This is a genomic window from Pseudoalteromonas sp. MER144-MNA-CIBAN-0113 (genome assembly GCF_040308965.1).
Classification (GTDB): domain Bacteria; phylum Pseudomonadota; class Gammaproteobacteria; order Enterobacterales; family Alteromonadaceae; genus Pseudoalteromonas; species Pseudoalteromonas tetraodonis.
Genome location: NZ_JBEOOG010000006.1, coordinates 51,151 through 71,628 on the forward strand (window position 1 = coordinate 51,151; position 20,478 = coordinate 71,628).

General features: G+C 41.4%; 19 protein-coding genes and 1 riboswitch. Of the genes, 5 read left to right on the forward strand and 14 right to left on the reverse strand.

Annotated features, from left to right (window positions below):
• Positions 1-30: 30 nt before the first annotated feature.
• The 4 genes from ntrC to glnA all read right to left on the reverse strand — a co-directional run bounded on the left by ntrC (position 31) and on the right by glnA (position 4,626).
• A complete protein-coding gene (gene ntrC, locus AAEY57_RS02875; RefSeq protein ID WP_010391999.1) occupies positions 31-1,416 on the reverse strand; it encodes a nitrogen regulation protein NR(I) in 1,386 nt (461 codons plus the stop codon).
• 15 nt (positions 1,417-1,431) lie between these two features.
• Positions 1,432-2,502, reverse strand: coding sequence for a nitrogen regulation protein NR(II) (gene glnL, locus AAEY57_RS02880; RefSeq protein WP_128583479.1), 1,071 nt, complete (start codon positions 2,500-2,502; stop codon positions 1,432-1,434).
• 81 nt (positions 2,503-2,583) lie between these two features.
• Entirely contained in the window at positions 2,584-3,105 is a 522-nt protein-coding gene (locus AAEY57_RS02885; RefSeq protein WP_350606221.1) for a DUF4124 domain-containing protein, read from the reverse strand.
• 114 nt (positions 3,106-3,219) lie between these two features.
• Positions 3,220-4,626: a glutamate--ammonia ligase gene (glnA, locus tag AAEY57_RS02890; RefSeq protein ID WP_013463795.1), complete on the reverse strand. Its 1,407-nt coding sequence runs from the start codon at positions 4,624-4,626 to the stop codon at positions 3,220-3,222.
• 508 nt (positions 4,627-5,134) lie between these two features.
• Here glnA and typA point away from each other — a divergent pair.
• Positions 5,135-6,958 carry a translational GTPase TypA gene (gene typA, locus AAEY57_RS02895; RefSeq protein WP_350606224.1) on the forward strand — a complete coding sequence of 608 codons (1,824 nt, stop codon included), beginning with the start codon at positions 5,135-5,137 and terminating at the stop codon, positions 6,956-6,958.
• 400 nt (positions 6,959-7,358) lie between these two features.
• On the opposite strand, the gene AAEY57_RS02900 is transcribed toward typA, so the two are convergent.
• From AAEY57_RS02900 to AAEY57_RS02915, 4 genes are all read right to left on the reverse strand, one after another.
• Positions 7,359-8,090, reverse strand: coding sequence for a CBM9 family sugar-binding protein (locus AAEY57_RS02900; RefSeq protein WP_350606225.1), 732 nt, complete (start codon positions 8,088-8,090; stop codon positions 7,359-7,361).
• Positions 8,091-8,168: 78 nt separating this feature from the next.
• Positions 8,169-8,594, reverse strand: a complete 426-nt coding sequence (locus AAEY57_RS02905; protein ID WP_350606228.1) for a BLUF domain-containing protein — start codon at positions 8,592-8,594, stop codon at positions 8,169-8,171.
• Positions 8,595-8,995: 401 nt separating this feature from the next.
• Complete coding sequence (locus AAEY57_RS02910) at positions 8,996-10,087, reverse strand: MBL fold metallo-hydrolase (RefSeq protein ID WP_350606230.1); 1,092 nt, start codon at positions 10,085-10,087, stop codon at positions 8,996-8,998.
• Positions 10,088-10,226: 139 nt separating this feature from the next.
• Positions 10,227-10,880, reverse strand: coding sequence for a DUF2959 domain-containing protein (locus AAEY57_RS02915; RefSeq protein WP_013463802.1), 654 nt, complete (start codon positions 10,878-10,880; stop codon positions 10,227-10,229).
• A gap of 86 nt (positions 10,881-10,966) precedes the next feature.
• Between AAEY57_RS02915 and AAEY57_RS02920 the strand changes: the two genes are divergently transcribed.
• Positions 10,967-11,848, forward strand: a complete 882-nt coding sequence (locus AAEY57_RS02920) for a virulence factor BrkB family protein (protein ID WP_013463803.1) — start codon at positions 10,967-10,969, stop codon at positions 11,846-11,848.
• A complete protein-coding gene (gene dtd / locus AAEY57_RS02925) occupies positions 11,849-12,286 on the forward strand; it encodes a D-aminoacyl-tRNA deacylase (protein WP_033102725.1) in 438 nt (145 codons plus the stop codon).
• On the opposite strand, the gene AAEY57_RS02930 is transcribed toward dtd, so the two are convergent.
• Positions 12,283-13,029, reverse strand: coding sequence for a spermidine synthase (locus AAEY57_RS02930; RefSeq protein ID WP_350606234.1), 747 nt, complete (start codon positions 13,027-13,029; stop codon positions 12,283-12,285). The genes dtd and AAEY57_RS02930 overlap by 4 nt on opposite strands.
• A gap of 122 nt (positions 13,030-13,151) precedes the next feature.
• Between AAEY57_RS02930 and AAEY57_RS02935 the strand changes: the two genes are divergently transcribed.
• Positions 13,152-14,045 (forward strand): bifunctional GNAT family N-acetyltransferase/hotdog fold thioesterase, encoded by an 894-nt coding sequence (locus AAEY57_RS02935; protein ID WP_010392028.1) that lies wholly within the window; start codon positions 13,152-13,154, stop codon positions 14,043-14,045.
• A gap of 53 nt (positions 14,046-14,098) precedes the next feature.
• On the opposite strand, the gene AAEY57_RS02940 is transcribed toward AAEY57_RS02935, so the two are convergent.
• From AAEY57_RS02940 to dapA, 5 genes are all read right to left on the reverse strand, one after another.
• Entirely contained in the window at positions 14,099-15,130 is a 1,032-nt protein-coding gene (locus AAEY57_RS02940; RefSeq protein WP_055012465.1) for a phospholipase A, read from the reverse strand.
• Positions 15,131-15,307: 177 nt separating this feature from the next.
• Positions 15,308-16,429 carry a succinylglutamate desuccinylase/aspartoacylase family protein gene (locus tag AAEY57_RS02945; protein ID WP_350606238.1) on the reverse strand — a complete coding sequence of 374 codons (1,122 nt, stop codon included), beginning with the start codon at positions 16,427-16,429 and terminating at the stop codon, positions 15,308-15,310.
• 5 nt (positions 16,430-16,434) lie between these two features.
• On the reverse strand, positions 16,435-17,640 hold the full coding sequence (locus AAEY57_RS02950) for a PLP-dependent decarboxylase (RefSeq protein WP_350606241.1): 1,206 nt from the start codon (positions 17,638-17,640) through the stop codon (positions 16,435-16,437).
• The gene (locus tag AAEY57_RS02955) at positions 17,640-18,380 is read right to left on the reverse strand and encodes a 2,3,4,5-tetrahydropyridine-2,6-dicarboxylate N-succinyltransferase (protein WP_350606242.1); all 741 of its coding nucleotides are present in this window, start codon (positions 18,378-18,380) and stop codon (positions 17,640-17,642) included. Before AAEY57_RS02955 ends, AAEY57_RS02950 begins: the two co-directional genes overlap by 1 nt.
• Before the next feature lie 15 nt (positions 18,381-18,395).
• Positions 18,396-19,280, reverse strand: a complete 885-nt coding sequence (gene dapA / locus AAEY57_RS02960; protein ID WP_350606245.1) for a 4-hydroxy-tetrahydrodipicolinate synthase — start codon at positions 19,278-19,280, stop codon at positions 18,396-18,398.
• Between the two features lie 127 nt (positions 19,281-19,407).
• Positions 19,408-19,587, reverse strand: a riboswitch (Lysine riboswitch).
• A gap of 187 nt (positions 19,588-19,774) precedes the next feature.
• Between dapA and AAEY57_RS02965 the strand changes: the two genes are divergently transcribed.
• Entirely contained in the window at positions 19,775-20,473 is a 699-nt protein-coding gene (locus tag AAEY57_RS02965; RefSeq protein WP_350606247.1) for a DNA-3-methyladenine glycosylase I, read from the forward strand.
• Positions 20,474-20,478: the final 5 nt, after the last annotated feature.

Here is a 20,478-nt window from a genome sequence, read left to right on the forward strand (position 1 = left end):
AATAACCTAGGGCGCTAGCCTTATAAAATATCAGCTAATATTGCGCTCTTTTAATTTACGGGTCAACGTATTGCGACCCCAACCAATTTTTACCGCGGCTTCTTGCTTATGGCCTGAACAATTAGCGAGTGCTGTTTTTATTAAGCGGGTTTCCAGCTGGGCTTGAATATCCGGCCAAATATTTTCTTTACCTTGTTTAAACTCTTGATTAAGCCATTGCTGAAATGAATCTAGCCAATCGCCTTCTTGAGTTGCGGCGGCATTATCAATAATTTCAGGGGGTAAATCTTGCTCACCAATCAGCTCCCCAGGTGCCATTACGGTTAACCATCGACAGGTGTTTTCAAGCTGGCGAACATTTCCTGGCCAATTAAATAAACACAGTTGTTTAATCGCTTTAGGGCTAAGTACTTTACTATCTACTTGCAGGTCTTTTGCACTTTTATGTAAAAAGTGTAGCGCTAAGCGTTCTATGTCTTCGGGGCGCTCGCGTAGAGCCGGCAAGCGTAAGCGAACCACGTTTAAACGATGAAATAAGTCATCTCTAAACTTACCTTGTTTTACCAGCTCTTCTAAATTTTGGTGAGTGGCAGCAATAATGCGCACATCCACCTTTATACTTTGATGGCCGCCAACGCGGTAAAACTCGCCATCGGCTAATACGCGTAACAAGCGGGTTTGTACATCAAGTGGCATATCACCTATTTCATCCAAAAATAAGGTACCGCCATTGGCTTGTTCAAAGCGCCCTTTACGCACGCTATCGGCCCCCGTAAAAGCGCCTTTTTCATGGCCAAATAATTCAGACTCAACTAACTCTTTAGGAATAGCGGCCATATTAAGAGCAATAAATTGATTTTCTTTACGCGGGCTATGATTGTGCAAGGCGCTGGCAACCAACTCTTTACCGGTACCTGATTCACCATTGATGAGTACGCTCATACTGGATGCTGAGAGTTTGCCTATAGCACGAAACACTTCCTGCATAGCAGGGGCTTCGCCAATAATATGAGCGCTTTTGGGTGGCGCGCTTTTTCGTTTGGTTTTTTTGGTCGAATTAGCACGATAGGCGCTTTCCACTAGCGCAACGGCTTCATTTAAATCAAACGGTTTAGCTAAGTACTCAAACGCACCTTTTTGAAAAGCATTAACCGCTGAGTCTAAATCAGAGTGTGCGGTCATAATAATAACGGGTAGGCCAGGGGTTTGCTCAGCTATCAGCTCAAGTAACGCCATCCCGTCCATCCCCGGCATTCTTACATCTGAAATTAACACACTGGGTTGACTAAATTTTAGTGCATTAAGAACGTTTTGCGCATCTGCAAAGCTTTCTACTTCAAACCCTGCGCGAGTCAGTGCTTTTTCTAGTACAAAGCGAATTGAGGCATCATCATCTACAAGCCAAGCTGTTTTCATGCAAACTCCAAAGTATTAATCTGTAAATGGCAGATAAATATTAAATTCAGTATGTCCTGGCCAACTATCGCATTCGATATAGCCATCATGTTGATCAATCAAGGTTTGCGCTATAGATAATCCAAGTCCCGAGCCACCTTCTTTATTAGTGGTCATAGGGTAAAATAAGGTGTCGCGTAAATTAGCATCAATACCTGGGCCGTTATCCATTACTTGAATAAGTAATGCCTTTTTAGGGGCTTTTCCCGGACGACGATGCTGATAATTAATCCGTGTTTTTATTTTTATTTCGCCACCATCTACCAATGCCTGTTGTGCATTACGCACAATGTTTAGCACCACTTGTTGAACCTTGCTCTGATCAATATAAACATCAGGAATACTCGGGTCGTAGTCTTTAACTAACCGAATATTGCGGTTGTTATCTAACGTACTGAGTTTAACAACCGACTCTAATGTTTGATGTATATTGCCATACGATTTTTGCGGTAGTTGGTTAGGCCCAAGGAGTTTATCAACTAATTCACGCAACCGATCGGCTTGTTCAATTATCAGTTCTGCACATTGATCTCTTTCTTGTTGATCACCCTCGTACTGCAATAATTGCGCCGCCCCGCGAATTCCACCCAGCGGGTTTTTAATTTCATGAGCTAAACCGCGAATTAAGTTACGCGCAGCTTGGTATTGATGCATTTGATTTGAGACTTGGTCATGCTTTATTTCGTCATCGGTTTGTCGACATTCAAATAAAATATAATAGGTGTCGTTATGTTTTATTCGCCGAGTACTCACCGCTAATTTTGCATGGCGAGAATCGATAAACACCACGTCAGCTCTGTGCTGGTGGCAGTCTACACCATCAACTAACGAGTACTGTGCAATGCGTTTTAAGTCGATAGAATGGTAGTTAAATAAATCGTCGAATGCTTGTCCTAGCAAACGTTTTTCGCCTAAGCCAAGTAATTCACTGGCACTGGTGTTAGCGTAAATAAGCTTAAAGCTTTCATCAAGTAACATCAGGGCGGTGGTTTGGTTTTGCCAAATTATATTCAGTAGCTCTGGGCTAAAATGTGTTTTATTAATCATCATTGCACCATTTTAGTGCGCCTGGGGAGGTAGGCAAGGTTTTTAGTAAAATATACGCTAATTGTACGTACTTAACTGCAATTACCGACCTATATTAAGGCCTTTACGGTGCATAAAAAATACACTCTCAGGGCTAGTTGCAATTACTTGGTTTTGTTTATTATAAAGTTTAACTTGTAGTGTGTGTTGCCCGCGCTCTACATCTCTTAACGCCAGCGTAGTGGTGTCACTAGGTTCACCAATGGCAACGCCATTTAAAAATAAACCAATGGTAAATCCAGCTTCAAACCGAGGCGCAATCTGAGTTGAAACATACACAGAGCCGGTGTTTTCCCTGATAGTTTGGTTTGGTTCAGGCGATGAAATACTAATACTAAACTTTACTGCTGTTTTAGTAGGAGCAGTATCAAGAATATCGGTGTTTGTAGCGGGCATGCTGAGATGTTGGCTCGTGAGTTTAACCTCTTTAGCGCCAGGCTGAGGAGTATCTGAAAAAACCAGCACCCCATTTTTGTCTTTCCATGCGTAAATTTTTTTATCGCTCGCATGGCTATTAAGGCTTAACATTAAAGCTATTAATAGCAACAAAATCTTACCTACCATCCAGCTATCCTGCATTGTTTAAACTAACTTCACTTTAGTGTAGAACCGTTAAATTTACCATAAAAAAAGCCCGCAAAGCGGGCTTAAAACACACATTATTTATCGGTTAATAAATTAACAGCTGTAGTACATTTCAAACTCAACTGGGTGAGTTGTCATGTTAAGTTTTTCAACTTCTTTTGACTTAAGTGCGATGTAAGCATCGATTAAGTCATTGGTGAATACACCACCTTGGTTTAAGAATTCACGGTCTGAATCAAGCGCAGCTAATGCTTCATCTAATGAAGAAGCAACTGTTGGAATTTCTGCCGCTTCTTCAGCAGGTAAGTCGTATAAGTCCTTGTCCATAGCATCGCCAGGGTGGATCTTGTTTTTAATTCCGTCAAGGCCAGCCATAAGCATTGCAGAGAAAGCAAGGTATGGGTTAGCTGTTGGATCTGGGAAGCGTACTTCGATACGACGACCTTTTGCAGATGGAACCACTGGAATACGGATTGACGCAGAACGGTTACGAGCCGAGTATGCAAGCATTACCGGTGCTTCAAAACCAGGTACTAAACGTTTGTACGAGTTAGTTGACGCGTTAGCAAAAGCGTTGATCGCTTTAGCATGTTTGATAATACCGCCAATGTAGTAAAGTGCATCTTCAGAAAGTCCGCCGTATTTATCACCTGCGAATAAGTTTACGCCATCTTTTGCTAAAGACTGGTGACAGTGCATACCAGAACCGTTATCACCAACAACCGGCTTAGGCATAAACGTTGCCGTTTTACCGTAAAGGTGAGCCATGTTGTGGATAACATATTTCATTTCTTGGATTTCATCGGCTTTTAACACCATAGTGTTAAAGCGCGTTGCAATTTCGTTTTGACCGGCAGTCGCCACTTCGTGGTGATGCGCTTCAACAACTTGACCCATTTCTTCTAAAACTAGGCACGTTGCAGAACGCCAATCTTGGAAATCATCAACAGGTGCAACTGGGAAGTAACCGCCTTTAACACCTGGGCGATGGCCTGTGTTGCCATCTGCATATTCTTTATCTGAGTTCCAAGCTGCTTGCTTAGAATCAATTTTGTACATTGAACCTGACATGTCAGATTTGTATTTAACGTCGTCAAATACGAAAAACTCTGGTTCTGGGCCAAATAAAACGGTGTCAGCAATACCCGTAGAGCGCATGTACTCTTCAGCGCGCTTAGCAACTGAGCGAGGGTCGCGTTCGTAACCTTGTAATGTAGAAGGTTCAACCACGTCACAACGAACGATTAGTGTTGTTTCTTCTGTGAAAGGGTCAAGTTTAATTGAATCTGCATCTGGTAGTAACACCATGTCTGATTCGTTGATGCCTTTCCAGCCAGCAATTGAAGAACCGTCAAACATCTTTCCATCTTCAAAAAAGTCTTCATCAACTTGATGATGAGGAATAGAAACATGTTGCTCTTTACCTTTTGTGTCAGTAAAGCGTAAATCAATGAACTTAACGTCATTTTCTTTAATAAAATCTAAAACCGATTGTGACATGTGTCCTCCAACTATTGGGTTTTATTATTGCTGCTTAGATACGTTGAATACTTATAAGCTGATTTTGTGCCACTATTATAATTATTTGTTTTTTATGTAAAAAAATATAAATAAAATAAAGGTGATATAGATTAAGCACCATCTTAGTGCGTAATTTTTCCAAAATGGTGCAATATTTACAAAGCAATAATTGCTTGTAAATTAATCACCTTAGACTAGCACAAAGAAAATGCAAAATACGCAGTAAAGTTGCTTTAAATTAACCCAAAACCATCTTTTTATATAAATATCTAAAAATTAATTATCATAATTAATTATTTTAAAACAATGGGTTAATTATTTTATTGAGAAAGTTTGAAATTTTATTTTGGATAAACTTTCATCCATTCCATTTATAGGGGATAATATGCGCCCTTTTAAATCCTATGCTGGGACATCTCGTGAAAGCGCAGGTGAGAACGTATAGCCCCTGCAGGATCAATGAGATTCAATTTCTCTGAGTGAATATATGAGCATCGAAAAGTTAAGAAATATAGCAATTATCGCCCACGTTGACCACGGTAAAACAACACTGGTTGATAAACTACTTGAGCAATCAGGTACATTAGAAACACGCGGCGGTAATGAAGAGCGCGTGATGGATTCAAACGACATTGAAAAAGAACGTGGTATTACCATTTTAGCGAAAAACACCGCTATCTCATGGAATGATTACCATATCAATATCGTAGATACTCCTGGACACGCCGACTTCGGTGGTGAAGTTGAACGCGTACTTTCGATGGCTGACTCAGTATTACTACTTGTTGATGCTCAGGAAGGTCCAATGCCACAAACGCGTTTCGTAACGCAAAAGGCATTCGCGCAAGGCTTAAAGCCAATCGTTGTTATCAATAAAATTGATAAGCCAGGTGCTCGCCCTGATTGGGTTATGGATCAAATCTTTGATTTATTCGACAACCTAGGCGCAACTGATGAACAGTTAGACTTTAAAGTAATCTACGCATCAGCAATCAATGGTTGGGCTACATTAGATTTAGACGAAGCATCTGATAACATGGAACCTATGTTCAAGATGATCGTTGACGAAGTATCACCACCGGATGCAGATCCTGAAGGTGACTTCCAAATGCAGATCTCACAGCTTGATTACAACTCTTATAAAGGTGTAATTGGCATTGGTCGTATCAAACGCGGTTCAGTTGTACCTAACCAACAAGTTACGGTTATTAGCGCTGACGGGTCTAAACGTAACGGTAAAATTGGTTCAGTACAAAGCTACTTAGGTCTTGAGCGTATTGACACTGACAAAGCTTACGCTGGTAACATCGTAACGGTAACGGGTCTTGGCGAGCTTAAGATTTCAGATACGCTTTGTTGTCCTAACAACGTTGAAGCATTACCTCCACTAAGTGTTGATGAGCCAACAGTAACGATGACGTTCTCTGTAAACAACTCACCTTTCTGTGGTAAAGAAGGTAAGTTTGTAACATCACGTAATATCCGTGAGCGTTTAGACAAAGAATTAGTACACAACGTTGCACTTCGCGTTGCAGACACTGATAACCCAGATAGCTTCCGTGTATCGGGTCGTGGTGAATTACACTTAGGTATCTTAATCGAGAACATGCGTCGTGAAGGTTACGAGTTAGCTGTATCTCGTCCAGAAGTTATCTTACGTACTGTTAATGGTGTGTTAGAAGAACCGTATGAAACACTAACAATTGACTGTCAAGAAGAGCACCAGGGTTCTATCATGGAACAAATTGGTCTTCGTAAAGGTGAGCTTACTGATATGGCCCCAGATGGTAAAGGCCGTATGCGTTTGGACTTTATGATCCCAAGCCGTGGTTTAATCGGTTTCCAAACTGAGTTCATGACGTTAACATCAGGTTCTGGTTTACTTTACCACACGTTCGATCACTACGGTCCGCACAAAGGTGGCGAGCTAGGTGTTCGTAAGAACGGTGTAATGATTGCAAATGCAACAGGTAAAGCACTAACTAACGCATTATTTAACTTACAAGAGCGCGGCCGTTTATTCATCGGTCACGGTGTTGAAGTATACGAAGGTATGGTTATCGGTATTCATAGCCGTGATAACGACCTTACAGTTAATGCGCTTAAAGGTAAGCAACTTACTAACGTTCGTGCATCTGGTACCGATGAAGCACAAACACTAACACCAGCTCTTAACTATTCACTTGAGCAAGCGCTTGAGTTTATTGCTGATGATGAGTTAGTAGAAGTAACACCTGAGAACATTCGTATTCGTAAGCGCCATTTGACTGAAAATGAGCGTAAACGTGCGGGTCGTGCGCCTAAGTCATAATCTATTAATTTAGAATCATGATTTTAAAAGCCGCTGTATTGCAAAATACAGCGGCTTTTTTGTGGATGAAAACAAGCGCTGTTAGCTATAAGTCGTCAGCTGTCAAATTAGAACAGTGTCATTGAATCGCTTGGTTGTTAATATGGCTATTGGGTGAAAGCCGCTAGACTTTATAAACCATGCAACATAGTGTTTTTCCTCTTAAAGCGCTGCGCCTCTTATCCTCTTTGTGAATAATTCACTTAAAAATGTTTGCACAAAGAGAAGGGAATGAAAAGTAAAAGAGGCAGGGCTTAAAGCAGACGATAATGAAAAGCAGCTGTTTTTGTTGGTAGGGTATGTTTTCGTTGGGTTTCGCTTCGCTCAACCCAAGCTACGTTTTCAATTACCTTATTGGAAGTTACTTATTTTTTGGCAGTAGAGTGATTTTACCAAATACATCTGCATCTATAAATCCACGGTTTCTGTCACCGTTCACTGGCTGTACTTCGTGTGAGCCCATAAAGTGTTCACGTACTTCGCTACCATCGTTATCGCAGTAGGCGAGCATAAAACCAATAACGTGTTTTTCAGTTAATTTAATCGGTGTGTTTTGTGCGCCTTGTTGATAATCATTCGGGTAGAGTTTTATCGCCACTTCCCACGTGATGTTATAGGGCGCAGTGGTATTGCGTTTCCAGTTACTAACTAAGTGGTCGGTATATAAATGCGCTTTTTTATCAGGCCCATAATCGGCGGCTTGGTTATCAAGACCAATATGATAAGCAAACGCGGTATGATTAAACTGATGATTACCACCCGATGCATCACTATCTATAAACACTTCTAAGGCATCATCGTCCCAGTATTTATCAGTTGGATCTGGGTGAGTATCAATAAGCACATCGTCACTAATATCTGCTTGTAAATACAAGTAGTTTTCATCCCATAGAAGACGGAAGCGGCCTTTAAAATCGGCCTCTGATGAGGGAAGTGCGCCATCCATTAGGTGCGGCATAGGATGCCATGTGGCGCTATCCCATGTACTTTCAGAGACGCCATCAATTATAATAGCTGTTGATGTATGACTAACTTCAATAGCCATGAGTGGTTGGGTAAAAAGCAAACTAAAAGCGAGTAGTGTTTTTTTCATTAATAATCTCATTAATTAAAGATGATTTAGCTTGGCTTAAATGGCTATCAAAAACAATCTCATAGTGTATTTATTATATTAACTTATTGCTCCAGCTATACTTGTTTTTAATGCCAGCATTAGTAAATGCGCGCTTTCACCCGACATTTTAAAAGGGTTAAAGTCAATGTTACCTGAGTATTTTAGATTCAGTGATTCGGTTAGCTGTGATTGCGGCACATAGCCCATTGACCATTGTTCAAACTCTCTTTCGGGAATTTGGGTATAGTTGAGCATAATTACATTGTGGTGGCGTTTGTCATTTAATATTTGCTGATAGGTGTTATTTACAGAGGTTCTGGAGCCTTCAAGGTATTGCAAAAAGTACTCATTGCTAAAACATAACATGCCGGTGACATTTGTTTTTACATTATAGGTTCGCGCACTTTGTAAAATACTTTCTATATCTTCAGGCCCAAAACCACTGCTTATTTTACTGGCGTAAATGAGTCGCACAAGAAACATAAAACCCCCTGACTGTTTAGTTAATTAAAGATAGTTCAGCGAGGGGGTTATTACTAATTATGTAAACGTATTTTACGTAAATGACTAGGGTCTGTTGACCTTTGCGGATTAATATTTGTTCAAACTAAGTGCGATTTAATCGCGGCGCGAGGTTTGTAACCTAGTGGGCTAAGTAAAAACCAAGCAAAGCTTCCGCGTCCTGCTCACGCCCCTTACCTACATCCATGTAGGCAACAAAGAGTAAATCGCCCCTAGGCAGAACCCTTCGGGCAGCGCCTGTTTGACATTGATGCTACGTTATCGCTTATTTATGGGGAATAACCACACTACATAGGCTCTGCCTTGCCTAAATACCAAACAGACTGCTGCAAATTTAACCTTGAAAGGTCAACAGCCCCTAACTAAAGCTGGATGCTTTCACCTTCATTTAAAATATACAGGGGTATCTTCGAATCCATTTTTTTATGCATGTGCAATAAGCGCAGTAGTGCTGAATGGCTGCTGTGATCGCCCATCTTCCAACTTGAGTTACCATAGCCCCACGGTATCATTACTTTACAGTTAAGCGCTTGTGCTGCGGTTAATGCATCCTCAGGAGTGGTATGTACATAACGGTACCAGTTGCCGTTCTCTTTATGGTAATAAGAGGCAATAGGCATTAAGCACACATCGATATCGCCATATTTTTGCTGTATATCGTTAAAGTGTTTTGAATAACCAGTGTCGCCTGCAAAAAATAAAGTGCTGCCACTTTGCTCAAGTAACCAGCCATTCCATAGGTCTTTATTGTTATCTTCATAAATAAAAGGCACTAAAACACGACTACTAAAATGATGCGCAGGTAGCGCATGAATGGTTAAATCATCAATTTTAGTTTTTGCATACCATGCCATTTCACTAATGTTAAAGCCACCTGTTGGAAAGTTATCAGCCATACCAAGGGGGGTTAGGTAGCGAGGCTGATTACCAATTTCTTCAATATCGGCTTTATTGAAATGATCGTAGTGAATGTGAGAATACATAACGGCGACTAAGTTTTTCAATTCATTGTCTGTGAGCCAGTCGCCAGGCTTGCGATAAAATCCCGATGTAAGGCGAAAAGCTAAATCAATAGGCGAGTCAAATTGCTCTTTTACGGGATCAAATACAACTTGTTGGCCATTCGGGGTTTTGATCACAAAGCCTGCGTGTCCGAGCCAACGAATAGTAAAGCCCGCATTAACCTGCGGATTTTTTTGCTGACCTTGATATTGGCAGTTTTCAGCCTCTGTTTCACAAACTAAGTTATTGTTTTTTGGGTAGCAATCAGTTTCACAGCTAACAGGATAACTTTTTTTGCCTGGGTAGAGGTTGTGGTAGCGCCCAGCTTGCTCACCTTGTTGATGAAGTGGAATAACGGTATCAGGGCCTGCAATAACCTCAATATTATTCGCAGTGCTGCATGCAACGAGCACACTTGAGGCGATGATTAAGCTAAGTGTATGTATTTTCATAATTCATTTTTAGTTGTTATTTTTATCTTACTGAAAGTGTAACAAAAGCAGGTTGCTAAAAAAGGACAAAAAAGTAACAAAAAGTGTGTATAAAAAAAGCCCGCTATTTTTAGCGGGCTCAGTTTAATAGGTTAAATATTTAGGATTTATTCATTTGCTCAATAAATTTATTTGAGTCTTCAATCGATTTGTTCATATCATTCATTAATAACTGAATATCGCGCTTTAAGTTAGTAAATTCACCTTTGATAGCCGCTACCGCTTGCGCATTTAAGTTATGCTTTAAATACAATACGTTGTCTTTTAAAGATGATAATACCGGCTCCATTTTACTCTCGGCGCTGCGCATTGAGCGAAGTAACTGGTCGAATTGACGTTGTGTTGCTGCTAACTTTTTGCTGCTTTCACGCTTAAGTGAGGCACTTTTGTATTGCTCTAACTCATCATTCCACTCATCAAATAAAGCTTCTGCTACGTCTTCAACTTTATTAATGTTACTTGATACTTCGTTTGCCGCTTGAAGGCTTGACTCGTAGTCGTCATTAAGCTGATTGTAAGCATCTTGCAACTCACCGCCATCAAAATTAATGAGTGTAGTTAAACGCTCAAGTGCTGATTGAAATTCTTGTTGAGACTCTTGTTGTGAGTCTTTTGTTTCTTCTACGCGGTCAATCAAAATATCACGCTTATGAACACCTACTTTTTCCATTGCCGAATAATAAGCAGACTGACAACCAGAGAGCATCAGCATTAACGCAAGTATGGTTGTCCCTAAAAATGTTTGTTTTTTCATCTGAATTCCTATTTACGAGTGTTAATGCTGTAAATTATGGCCTTGATTGTTATTATAATCAAAAGCTCACCAACAAAGTTAATTGTATGAATGATAAGCTCTCCCATTATAAACAGCAAGTTAAGGCGTTTTTAAAACTGCAACCAGGCTGGTGGATGCAATATTTTAATCGCTGTATTGACGATCAAATAACCATTAATGCAGGGTATTTAGCGTACGTTACTTTACTTTCGTTAGTTCCACTTATTGCTGTAGGTGTGGCAATATTTTCTGCTTTTCCAGGATTTGAGTCGACCCGTTTAGCCATTGAGAGCTTTTTGTTTACTAACTTTGTGCCGACCTCTTCTGGTGTTATTAAAGAGCATATTAGCTCGTTTGCTAGTAACGCTAATCAAATGACGGCAGTAGGTATTGGCTTTTTAGCAGCCATTGCCTTGCTACTTATTCGTAATGTAGATGCCACGTTAAACCGTATTTGGCGAGTAAAGAAAAAACGCCCGATGATGATATCGTTTGCCGTATATTGGATGGTACTCAGCTTAGGGCCCGTATTACTGGGCGCCAGTATCGGTGTAACCTCATATATTGTGTCGTTGGTATCGTTTGCCGATCAGGGGATCCCAGGGTTTAGTGGTTTCTTGTTAAAGCTACTACCGTACGCTATCTCTATGGCCGGTTTTATTATGCTTTACACCTTAGTGCCTAATACTCGCGTTTCGTTTAAAGCAGCCGTTCCCGGTGCGCTATTTGCTGCCATGTTATTTGAGCTAACCAAAAAAGGCTTTGCTTTGTACATTAGCCATTTTCCATCATACGAAGTGATTTATGGTGCGGTAGCAACCATTCCTATTTTGTTTGTATGGGTTTACTTGTCGTGGGTCGTGGTGCTACTAGGCGCTGAATTCACCGTGTGTATTAACATGCAGCATTACAATAAAAAAGATCAACAAGCAGAGGATACAGAGTAAATGCAGGGATTAATTCAACGAGTAACACACGCTAATGTGGTGATAGACCAACAGCTTGTCGGTGAAATTAAACAAGGCATTGTATTATTGCTGGGGGTTGAAAAAGAAGATGATGAAAGCAGCGCTGATAAACTATTACACAAAGTCACCAATTACCGTATTTTTAATGACGAAAACGATAAAATGAATCTCAGCCTTAAAGACATACAAGGCGAACTGTTAGTCGTATCGCAATTTACGCTCGCAGCCAATACAAAAAAAGGCATGCGGCCTAGCTTTTCATCGGCAGCTACACCAGACCAAGCGCAAGCGCTATATAATTACTTTGTAGAGCAGGCTAAATTACTCGGTATTAAGGTCGCGACCGGTGAATTTGCAGCCGATATGCAGGTGAGTTTATGTAACGATGGGCCGGTTACCTTTAATTTAACCGCTTAACGTGCTTTTTCTACAATCACAATATGATTAACAAAGCCGGTAATTTTTTGAATACTAATAGCCTTCCCAAATACAGTCAGTAGTACATGTTGTAACTGAGTGAGTTGTGATGAGTGTTGCGATAAAAAGTTAATAAATAAGATGCCCTGTTGATCAAGTGCATCATAAATTGTTTGATAAAAGCATGAATCAAATAAAAATCGCGGGGCGTCTAATTCACTAAATAAATCTAAAATGACCCAGTCCATATGCTCTGCTGATTTTAAAATTGTTTGCGCATCCTCGCAATGAATCTGTTGTTGTTCACTGGGGGCAAAAAATTGTTGATAACAGTCAATAATATGGGGGCTTTTCTCTACTGAAGTAACCTGCACTTGAGGATACTGTTCTAATAAGTAATTACGAATGGCACCGCCACCTAACCCCAGTTCGAGTACTTTTTTAGGCGCAGGTAGCTGTTGCCAAGACGTTGCTAAATAAGCAAGGTGTGGAAACAGTAATGCATGTGGTTTTGCTTTTAAAATAACAGACTGCAAGGTGTTATTAATGAGTAGCCAGCGAAGTTGTTGATACTCTCTTACTTGTATGTGCTCACCATGTTGATTATGCCAATAAAGTAACTGGCCTAGCGATGAGCTATGCTCAATAAAATGTTGGCTGATCAGGCCACTACTGCAATGGATATATTTATTCATGCTATTGAGCATAAACCAGCGGAGGTAAATCGCAACGGCTTTTGTCATTAATTTTTTACAGCTGTTTTCTCAGCACCAAAGTCTTATTTGCAGTTTTATCCAGATCGAGTATGGTGTTTTTCACAAAATGCACAGCGTAATATTTTACATTTTTAATTTATGGAGTATGTATGTTTCAAGTGAGCACCCCACAAAGTAGTGAAGACTGGCAAGCCTATTACCAATTACGCTGGCAGGTTTTACGTGCCCCATGGGGCGAACCTCGGGGCTCTGAGCAAGACGATTTAGAGCAAGAGGCTGAGCATCGCTTCATTAAAAATAAAGCGGGTGAAGTATTGGGTGTGGCTCGTTTGCACTTTAATAATCAGCAACAAGCTCAAGTACGTTATATGGCGGTTGCAGAGGGTAACCGTAATCAACATATTGGTAGCCGCTTATTACATGAGCTAGAAAAAATAGCGTGGAATCAAGATGCTGATGAATTAGTGCTGTTTGCTCGCGAACGTGCCCTGGAATTTTATCAGCGCCATGGCTACGAAAATAAAGAAAAAGCGCATTTAGCCTATGGTGATGTTCAACACTATAAAATGGTTAAGCTTAAGCCGAGTGAGCCAGGTTGGTTTCGTCACCCTAATTGGACTCAAGTACTGCAAAATACATGGCGTGAATCAATCCCCATTAGTGATGCAATGGGGATAAAAGTAGAAAGCTACACTGATTGGCAATTTACTACTCGTGCAGATTTAAATGCTAACTTAAACTTACACAACACCATGTTTGCAGGCTCTATTTACAGCCTAGCTACACTAACGGGTTGGGGAGCAACGTACTTAGCATTAAAAGAAGCCGGACTTGAGGGTAATATAGTGTTAGCCGATGCTAATATTAAATATTTAAAACCACTGAATACCGACCCTAAAGGCTGTGTTGATATTCAAACCTGTAAAGGTAACTTAATAGAGTTACAAGAGGCGGGTAAGGCGAGCTATTTAGTGCCAGTAACCATTTTTGATGGTGATCAAGTAGTTGCTCAGTTTGAAGGGCAGTTTGTGGTTAAAAAGTAATAAGAATAAACGAAAAAGCCAAGCGAGTTGCTTGGCTTTTTTATTAGCGGTTATTACAGTAAGTCAGTCAGTAATATACCGACACCAAAGCGTTCAATATCGGCGTTATAGTCTATTAAACTCTCACCATAGCCATTAAAGTACTGCGCATAGCCGCGTACTCTTCCCCATAGAGGGAATGACCAATCAAGCTGAATTGCCCCGCGGTTATCTGAATTTAAATTATTACGAGTCATAAAACTAAATTCATGATCGTGAAAGCGATACGCGCCACCAAATTCAAAGTAACCCATGTATTTATAGATATCAGGGTTATCGTCACCTCGTGCATCTAACGGCGCAGGCTTTTCATTTTCAGGAATGCGATACCAAGGTTTAAAGCTAAATACAAAGCCGTCATTTTCCCAAATGAAATCGGCATATATACGGTTCCAAGAACGCGAGTTTGGTTGACTACGGCCATTTGATTGGTGCGAAATACCAATGGCTATTGCCATTTCATCGCCCCATAAAACGTTTTCAGGGTCTAAGTAATTAATCCAGAAAATTTCTGGTTCGTAATTAGTCTCACGAAAAGGAGATGAAATATCGTCGTTATATACTTGCCAGTATGACTGCAGTGTAAAGCCAAAAAATATAGCTTGGTCTGAGTCGGCAAACTCATCATACAAAGGTACTTTAATTGATAACTGATATTTAGCTTCTAGGTTATCGAGAGGGTCGCCATCTTTTTTATCGGTTAATTCTGCAAATCCATCAAACGGGCGAGTGTTTGGGTTCGACATATATGAAACCGGTAAAATATAATTACGTTTATGCGGCGTAATTACATTACGATTCTTTTTGCCAACCGCTTCACGGGCTTGGCGTTTATCGATAGCTGTTAGCTGCTTGCTTTCTTCAACTGCAGAGCATTTTTCGCGCAATTGATCGAGGGTTTGCTTACCGTCTCCACCTATCACTTCATTTAATATACATTGTTTAACCAGCTCAAGTTCATTGTTTTGCTCGTTTTTTGCTGTTTCTTCAGCAATAACAGCAGTACTTAGTAATGTTGAGAGTAGTATCCAGTGGCGCCAACTCATTATAATTCCTTTGTAAGTGAGGGAAGTCAGTATTTTGCTAATTATAGCGCCTTTTTAACACATAAACGGTGAATTTGTCCTGAATTTTAATACTTTAAAAAGAAAAGCGACCTAAGTCGCTTTTACTGTGTAACTAGTTGTTTACTAGCTAACTCTCACGCAATGAGAAGGGGTGAGCTAAAGCTCAAAGACGTTAGTAAAAAATTTATACAACTCGGTACCTTGATTCACACTCGCTGAGGCAAAATGCAATATCGCAATTGCATCGAGATCAAAGCTTAGAGTTTGCAGCGGTTGTTCGCTTAAATAGCGCTCCATTCGCAGTATTTTAGCAATGGGTTCGCCCGCTTTAATGTGCCCACCAAGGGGGGCTAAGTATTCAACCATGCCACCCATAGGTGCATAGTAAGCAATATAATCATTTAGTTGGCAGCCATACCTTGTCATCACTTTTGGCTTGTAGGGGGCATCAACAAATACTTGCTTATGATTTAAATAACTTAAAATACTTTGGGCATCATCAAACGCCGCGCTTAAATCGATTTTTTCTTGGCTGCCAAGCTCTACCGTAAAGGCTTCAACTTGCACGTTAAATTCACGCCCTTGCTGAGCAAGTTGCTCACTAAGCTGCCACCATGGACAAAAGCTTGCTTCATCCATTGCGCCATCAAAGTCATTAGGAATAACCAGCACATGGGGAATATTAAAGTAACGCGCGCTATCGGTCGCATACTCAGGGCAATATAAGTGCTGACTAGAAATAGGGCCGGTGTGTAAATCTAAAACTATATCTGCTTGATGCGCCAATTTTTGTAAGTTTAGCGCAATCCGTTTCCCCGTTGTTAAACGATAATCAGGGCCGTTGAGTTGTTGCTCAACGTCATTAATTAACGCGGCTTTAAAGGCTGTTTTCAGAATCTTATCATCGGCATCGCTGAACTGCTGTGCAAACTGGGTCGCCAGTTTATTATTGCAGTGATACATGCGATTCCAATTAGTCCCCGTAATGGGATCGAATCGGCCAAGGGTAAATTCCCCCGACTTTTGATTACAGCCAATGGGGTTAGCGTAAGGAACTAAGGTAATATCACCTTTTAAATTAAGTGTTTTTAGTTGCTCAAGTAATTGGTAAATTACCGCGTTGCCTTGCACTTCTGCGCCATGCATATTGGCTTGTACATACACACTTGGGCCGGTGCCATCGCCTTTTAAACGATAGACAGGAATGGTCAGTGGTAGGCCATTTGCCACTTCACCAACTACAATGTTTTCTTGGCTTATAGCTGTGGTGTTATTCATCTTTTTTACCTCAAGTAGTGGCTTGCATCTTCTGCTTGGCGAATACAGTTGATTTCGCCATGGTGTATAACATATTCACCGGCCAGTTCATGACATAAAAAGTACGGCATGCTTTCGGTAAAACCATAAGCACCGCATTGACTAAACACCAGCCAGTCATGTTCATTTAAATCGCCCGGCAATTGGTGCTCCCCTAAGCAATCCAGCGCGGTACATAATGGCCCATATAGGGTCATTGCTTGGTTTACTGCGTTTGAATCTCGTAATAAACGCGCAGGAAAGTCTTGATTAGTAACCGCTGGGCGCAATAAATGATTAATACCGCCGCTCATAATCACCTGTTGTTGACCGTAGTTTAATTTGCGTTCAACCACAGGTGTGGCGTAGTGGCCGCACTCGCCTACAGCATAGCGACCTAGTTCCATCCACAGCTCTTTAACACCCGCATCGCGTTTAATTTTTGCAAGGGCTGCTATTAATGCATCCCAGCTTAAAGTCGGATCATTAAGGGTGTAAGGAATACCTAAGCCGCCACCTAAATCCAGAATATTAAGGTTAATACTTAAATGCTCAGCAAGTTGCCTTAACGGCGCAATCATTTGTGTCCACAGCTCAGCGAGTTTGTCGCTGCTAAGCATGTTGCCCCACTGAAAAATATGCAGACCGTCAAAATTAAGTGCACAGTAGTCACTGGTATTTAGCGCCTGCCACTCGTCGCACCCTAAGCCAAATGGAGTAAGACTATCGCCCCCTAGCGGGTTTTTATCACCCTCGGGCCAGCGTAATTGAACACGCAGCAAAACCTGCAACTGGCACTGCTGAGCAATCGCTTGTTCGTTGAGCCAACGTACCTGATTGAGACTTTCGGCCACAAAGGTACGTACGCCACGCGCAATAAAGTGCTTAATTTGTTTAGGGCTTTTTGCAGGCCCCGTGTTGAGCACGCGTTCACTGTTAATTCCTTGAGCAAGGACTTGCTCAAGCTCGCCTTTACTGGCGACATCAAAGTTAAAACCAGCGTTATTTAAGCGTTGGATCAGGCTAGATAACGGGTTCGCTTTAACTGCATACCAGAGTTTTACCTCGGTTTGTGCTACTAAACGCGTTAAATGTGTGTTTAGTGAATCAAGATCATAAACAAAAAAGGGCGTATCAAGCTCAGTTGATAGCTTATCAATAGCGCTTTTAACGGGCGTGCTCAAAAAGGTCATTAACGTAAAACCTCTTCAAGCAATAATGACGCGTCACTTTGCTCGTCACGGTATTTAACAATTAACGCACACGACATGCTTAAGCCTTGCTCACGCGCCCAATCGTTTGACGCAGGGCGAGATCCAGGGATCACAATCGCGTATTCAGGGATTGCTTCGCCTTTATCAAGCTGGCGCTCATTTACGCAGTCATAAACAGGGATGGTTGCAGATAAGCGAACACCTGGGGCAAGTACCGCGCCTTTTTTAACTACCACGCCTTCAACAATCACACAGCCTGCACCAATGAATGCATCGTCTTCTATGACCACAGGGCTTGCGCCAATGGGCTCAAGTACCCCCCCTAATTGTACCGCTGCGCTTAAATGCACATTTTTACCTACTTGAGCACACGACCCTACGAGCGCGTGGCTATCTACCATAGTGCCCTCGTCAATAAATGCACCAATATTTACGTACGCAGGTGGCATAATAATAGTGCCTTTGGCAACATGTGCACCACGGCGCACACTTGAACCACCTGGCACCATGCGAACGCCTGCTGTGGCTTCAAAGCATTGCGGTGCTAGATTATGTTTATCTACAAAGCCACCAGCAAACTCCATGTTAGTGCCGTTTTTAAATGCCTCTAAAATGCCTTGCTTTACTTCTACGTTAGCGTGCCATTGGCCGTTTTCGTCTTGTGTTGCTGCGCGAACTGCGCCCGTTTCTAAATTATTTAATAGTTCTAACCAGCTCATTATAAAAACCTGTATTTAATGCCAAGATAAAATGGTGTTGTTTGCCGATGAAATGTCATCGGTGTGTGTCAGCTCAAGGTGTGTTAAAGGTGGGCGTAAATACGGACTGCCAATACGCCCTTGTAAATGCATTAACACTTTGACTGGGATAGGGTTGGCTACTGAGAATAAGCTATTGATAGCACTAGACCATTGGACAAAAAGATTAGGGTGTTGGCCGCTTAAACTACGCTTTACAAATTCATGGGTTTGTACTGGCCATGCATTAGCCGCAACTGAGACCAACCCTTTAGCACCCGCTTGGGCAAAGTAAGGCATGAGGGCATCATCACCACTAAAAATAGCTAAATCAGGCGCCGCTTTTCGAAAGGCTTCAAATTGAGAAATACAGCCACTGGCTTCTTTCAGTGCCCATAAATTTTTATGATGTTTGAGGTTTTCAATAGTCGCAATGGGAATGCTGACGGCGCTACGTCCTGGTACGTTATAAAGCATACACGGATGAGAACTTGCATCGAGTAAGCTTTCAAACCAATGCGTTTGCCCCAGTACACCGGGTTTGGCATACAAAGGCGAGCCGAGTAAAAAACCATGGATAGGCAGCTGGTTGCAGTAATTAACCCATTCAAGCTGTTGCTTTAAGTTACTACCGCCTACCGCAACCATAAGGGGGACACTCGGTTTTAATTGGCAGACATGCTCTACGATGGCTTGCTGTTCTTTGAGGGTAAGGGCTAACCCTTCGCCGGTGCTACCTAGCAGTAAAATGCCATTGTTAGCAGCTTCTTGTTCGGCCACTAAGGTGTTTAAGGTTGCGTAATCAACTAGGCCATTTTGATCAAATGGGGTGATCAGCGCAGTCCATAAATGGAAGTCGTTTATATTAAAGTTGTTGATCATCTCTCACGAACTTATAGGGCATTCGTCGAGTTTTTGGCGGGTATTTAGGATGCCTGACTCTTTGAATGTGTTTATAATTCGAAGAGCGAATGGGCTTAAATAATAGGGCGCACGGCCTTATTATACTAAGACCAGAAGCTCTCCACCAAATATGTTATTGGTGACAGTCGCTAGGATTCAGCCTAGTCGCCCGAAGCAACCTTTCACAAAAAAGTGTTACCTCTCGGCGTTAATTCCCCTCACGTATGCTCAATGGAGTTTGCGCTCCTAACATACGCTACCTGAATAACGCACCTCTTCCAGCCCTTTGCACTTGCTATTGAAAAATCAATCAGCAAATACAATGTAATAGGGTAAGTGTGGCGATTAAACCACTTTAGCCGTCTAGGTGTCAAGTGACTAAATACAGAATAGTTCATCGATAATAGCAACGGTTACGTATTGGCTGCTTTTCTCGTAAACTAGTTTCATGGTCGAAGTAAGGTATTAAGTAGATGGAAAAATTTAGCGATATTTATAAGCGTGCAGTGGAGCGAAAGGGCTCTGAAAAAATGCTTAAGTTGTTACTCGCAAAACCTTTATCAACAAAGCAACTCGTCACATTAAGTGATGATGATTGGCTAGAAGAATTTACTCGGAAAGTTTTTCAAAGTGGTTTTTATTGGTCGGTGATCAACAGTAAGTGGGCCGGATTTAGAGAGGTTTTCTGGGACTTTAGTGTTGAAAAGCTATTGATGATGCCACCAGACATATTAGAACAAAAAGCCAGTGACGAACGGATTGTGCGCAATTATAAAAAAGTAAAAACCATTACTGATAATGCGTATATGATCCACGAAGTTGCAGAGCAACACGGCAGCTTTAGTGAGTTTATTGCTAACTGGCCAAGTGAAGATATTATTGGCTTGTGGGCGTATTTAAAAAAGCATGGTGCAAGGCTGGGTGGTAATACCGGCCCTTATGCGCTGCGCGCCTTAGGAAAAGATACTTTTTTACTTTCAAGAGACGTAGAAAGCTATTTGCGTGCCCATAAAATTATCGATGGCGGCTTACAAACCAAAAAATCATTAAATGCCGCGCAAGCTTTTTTTAATGAACTGCAGCAGCAAAGCGGTTTAAGTATGCAAGAGCTAAGCTTAATTGTCGCTTATGGTGTCGGCGACAACCGAGTAGGAATAAGCCAACAACTATAGGATTA

Coding starts and splice junctions, on each gene's coding strand:
- ntrC (WP_010391999.1), bottom strand. CDS start 1,416: ATGAAAACAGCTTGGCTTGTAGATGATGATGCCTCAATTCGCTTTGTA.
- glnL (WP_128583479.1), bottom strand. CDS start 2,502: ATGATTAATAAAACACATTTTAGCCCAGAGCTACTGAATATAATTTGG.
- AAEY57_RS02885 (WP_350606221.1), bottom strand. CDS start 3,105: ATGGTAGGTAAGATTTTGTTGCTATTAATAGCTTTAATGTTAAGCCTT.
- glnA (WP_013463795.1), bottom strand. CDS start 4,626: ATGTCACAATCGGTTTTAGATTTTATTAAAGAAAATGACGTTAAGTTC.
- typA (WP_350606224.1), top strand. CDS start 5,135: ATGAGCATCGAAAAGTTAAGAAATATAGCAATTATCGCCCACGTTGAC.
- AAEY57_RS02900 (WP_350606225.1), bottom strand. CDS start 8,090: ATGAAAAAAACACTACTCGCTTTTAGTTTGCTTTTTACCCAACCACTC.
- AAEY57_RS02905 (WP_350606228.1), bottom strand. CDS start 8,594: ATGTTTCTTGTGCGACTCATTTACGCCAGTAAAATAAGCAGTGGTTTT.
- AAEY57_RS02910 (WP_350606230.1), bottom strand. CDS start 10,087: ATGAAAATACATACACTTAGCTTAATCATCGCCTCAAGTGTGCTCGTT.
- AAEY57_RS02915 (WP_013463802.1), bottom strand. CDS start 10,880: ATGAAAAAACAAACATTTTTAGGGACAACCATACTTGCGTTAATGCTG.
- AAEY57_RS02920 (WP_013463803.1), top strand. CDS start 10,967: ATGAATGATAAGCTCTCCCATTATAAACAGCAAGTTAAGGCGTTTTTA.
- dtd (WP_033102725.1), top strand. CDS start 11,849: ATGCAGGGATTAATTCAACGAGTAACACACGCTAATGTGGTGATAGAC.
- AAEY57_RS02930 (WP_350606234.1), bottom strand. CDS start 13,029: ATGACAAAAGCCGTTGCGATTTACCTCCGCTGGTTTATGCTCAATAGC.
- AAEY57_RS02935 (WP_010392028.1), top strand. CDS start 13,152: ATGTTTCAAGTGAGCACCCCACAAAGTAGTGAAGACTGGCAAGCCTAT.
- AAEY57_RS02940 (WP_055012465.1), bottom strand. CDS start 15,130: ATGAGTTGGCGCCACTGGATACTACTCTCAACATTACTAAGTACTGCT.
- AAEY57_RS02945 (WP_350606238.1), bottom strand. CDS start 16,429: ATGAATAACACCACAGCTATAAGCCAAGAAAACATTGTAGTTGGTGAA.
- AAEY57_RS02950 (WP_350606241.1), bottom strand. CDS start 17,640: ATGACCTTTTTGAGCACGCCCGTTAAAAGCGCTATTGATAAGCTATCA.
- AAEY57_RS02955 (WP_350606242.1), bottom strand. CDS start 18,380: ATGAGCTGGTTAGAACTATTAAATAATTTAGAAACGGGCGCAGTTCGC.
- dapA (WP_350606245.1), bottom strand. CDS start 19,280: ATGATCAACAACTTTAATATAAACGACTTCCATTTATGGACTGCGCTG.
- AAEY57_RS02965 (WP_350606247.1), top strand. CDS start 19,775: ATGGAAAAATTTAGCGATATTTATAAGCGTGCAGTGGAGCGAAAGGGC.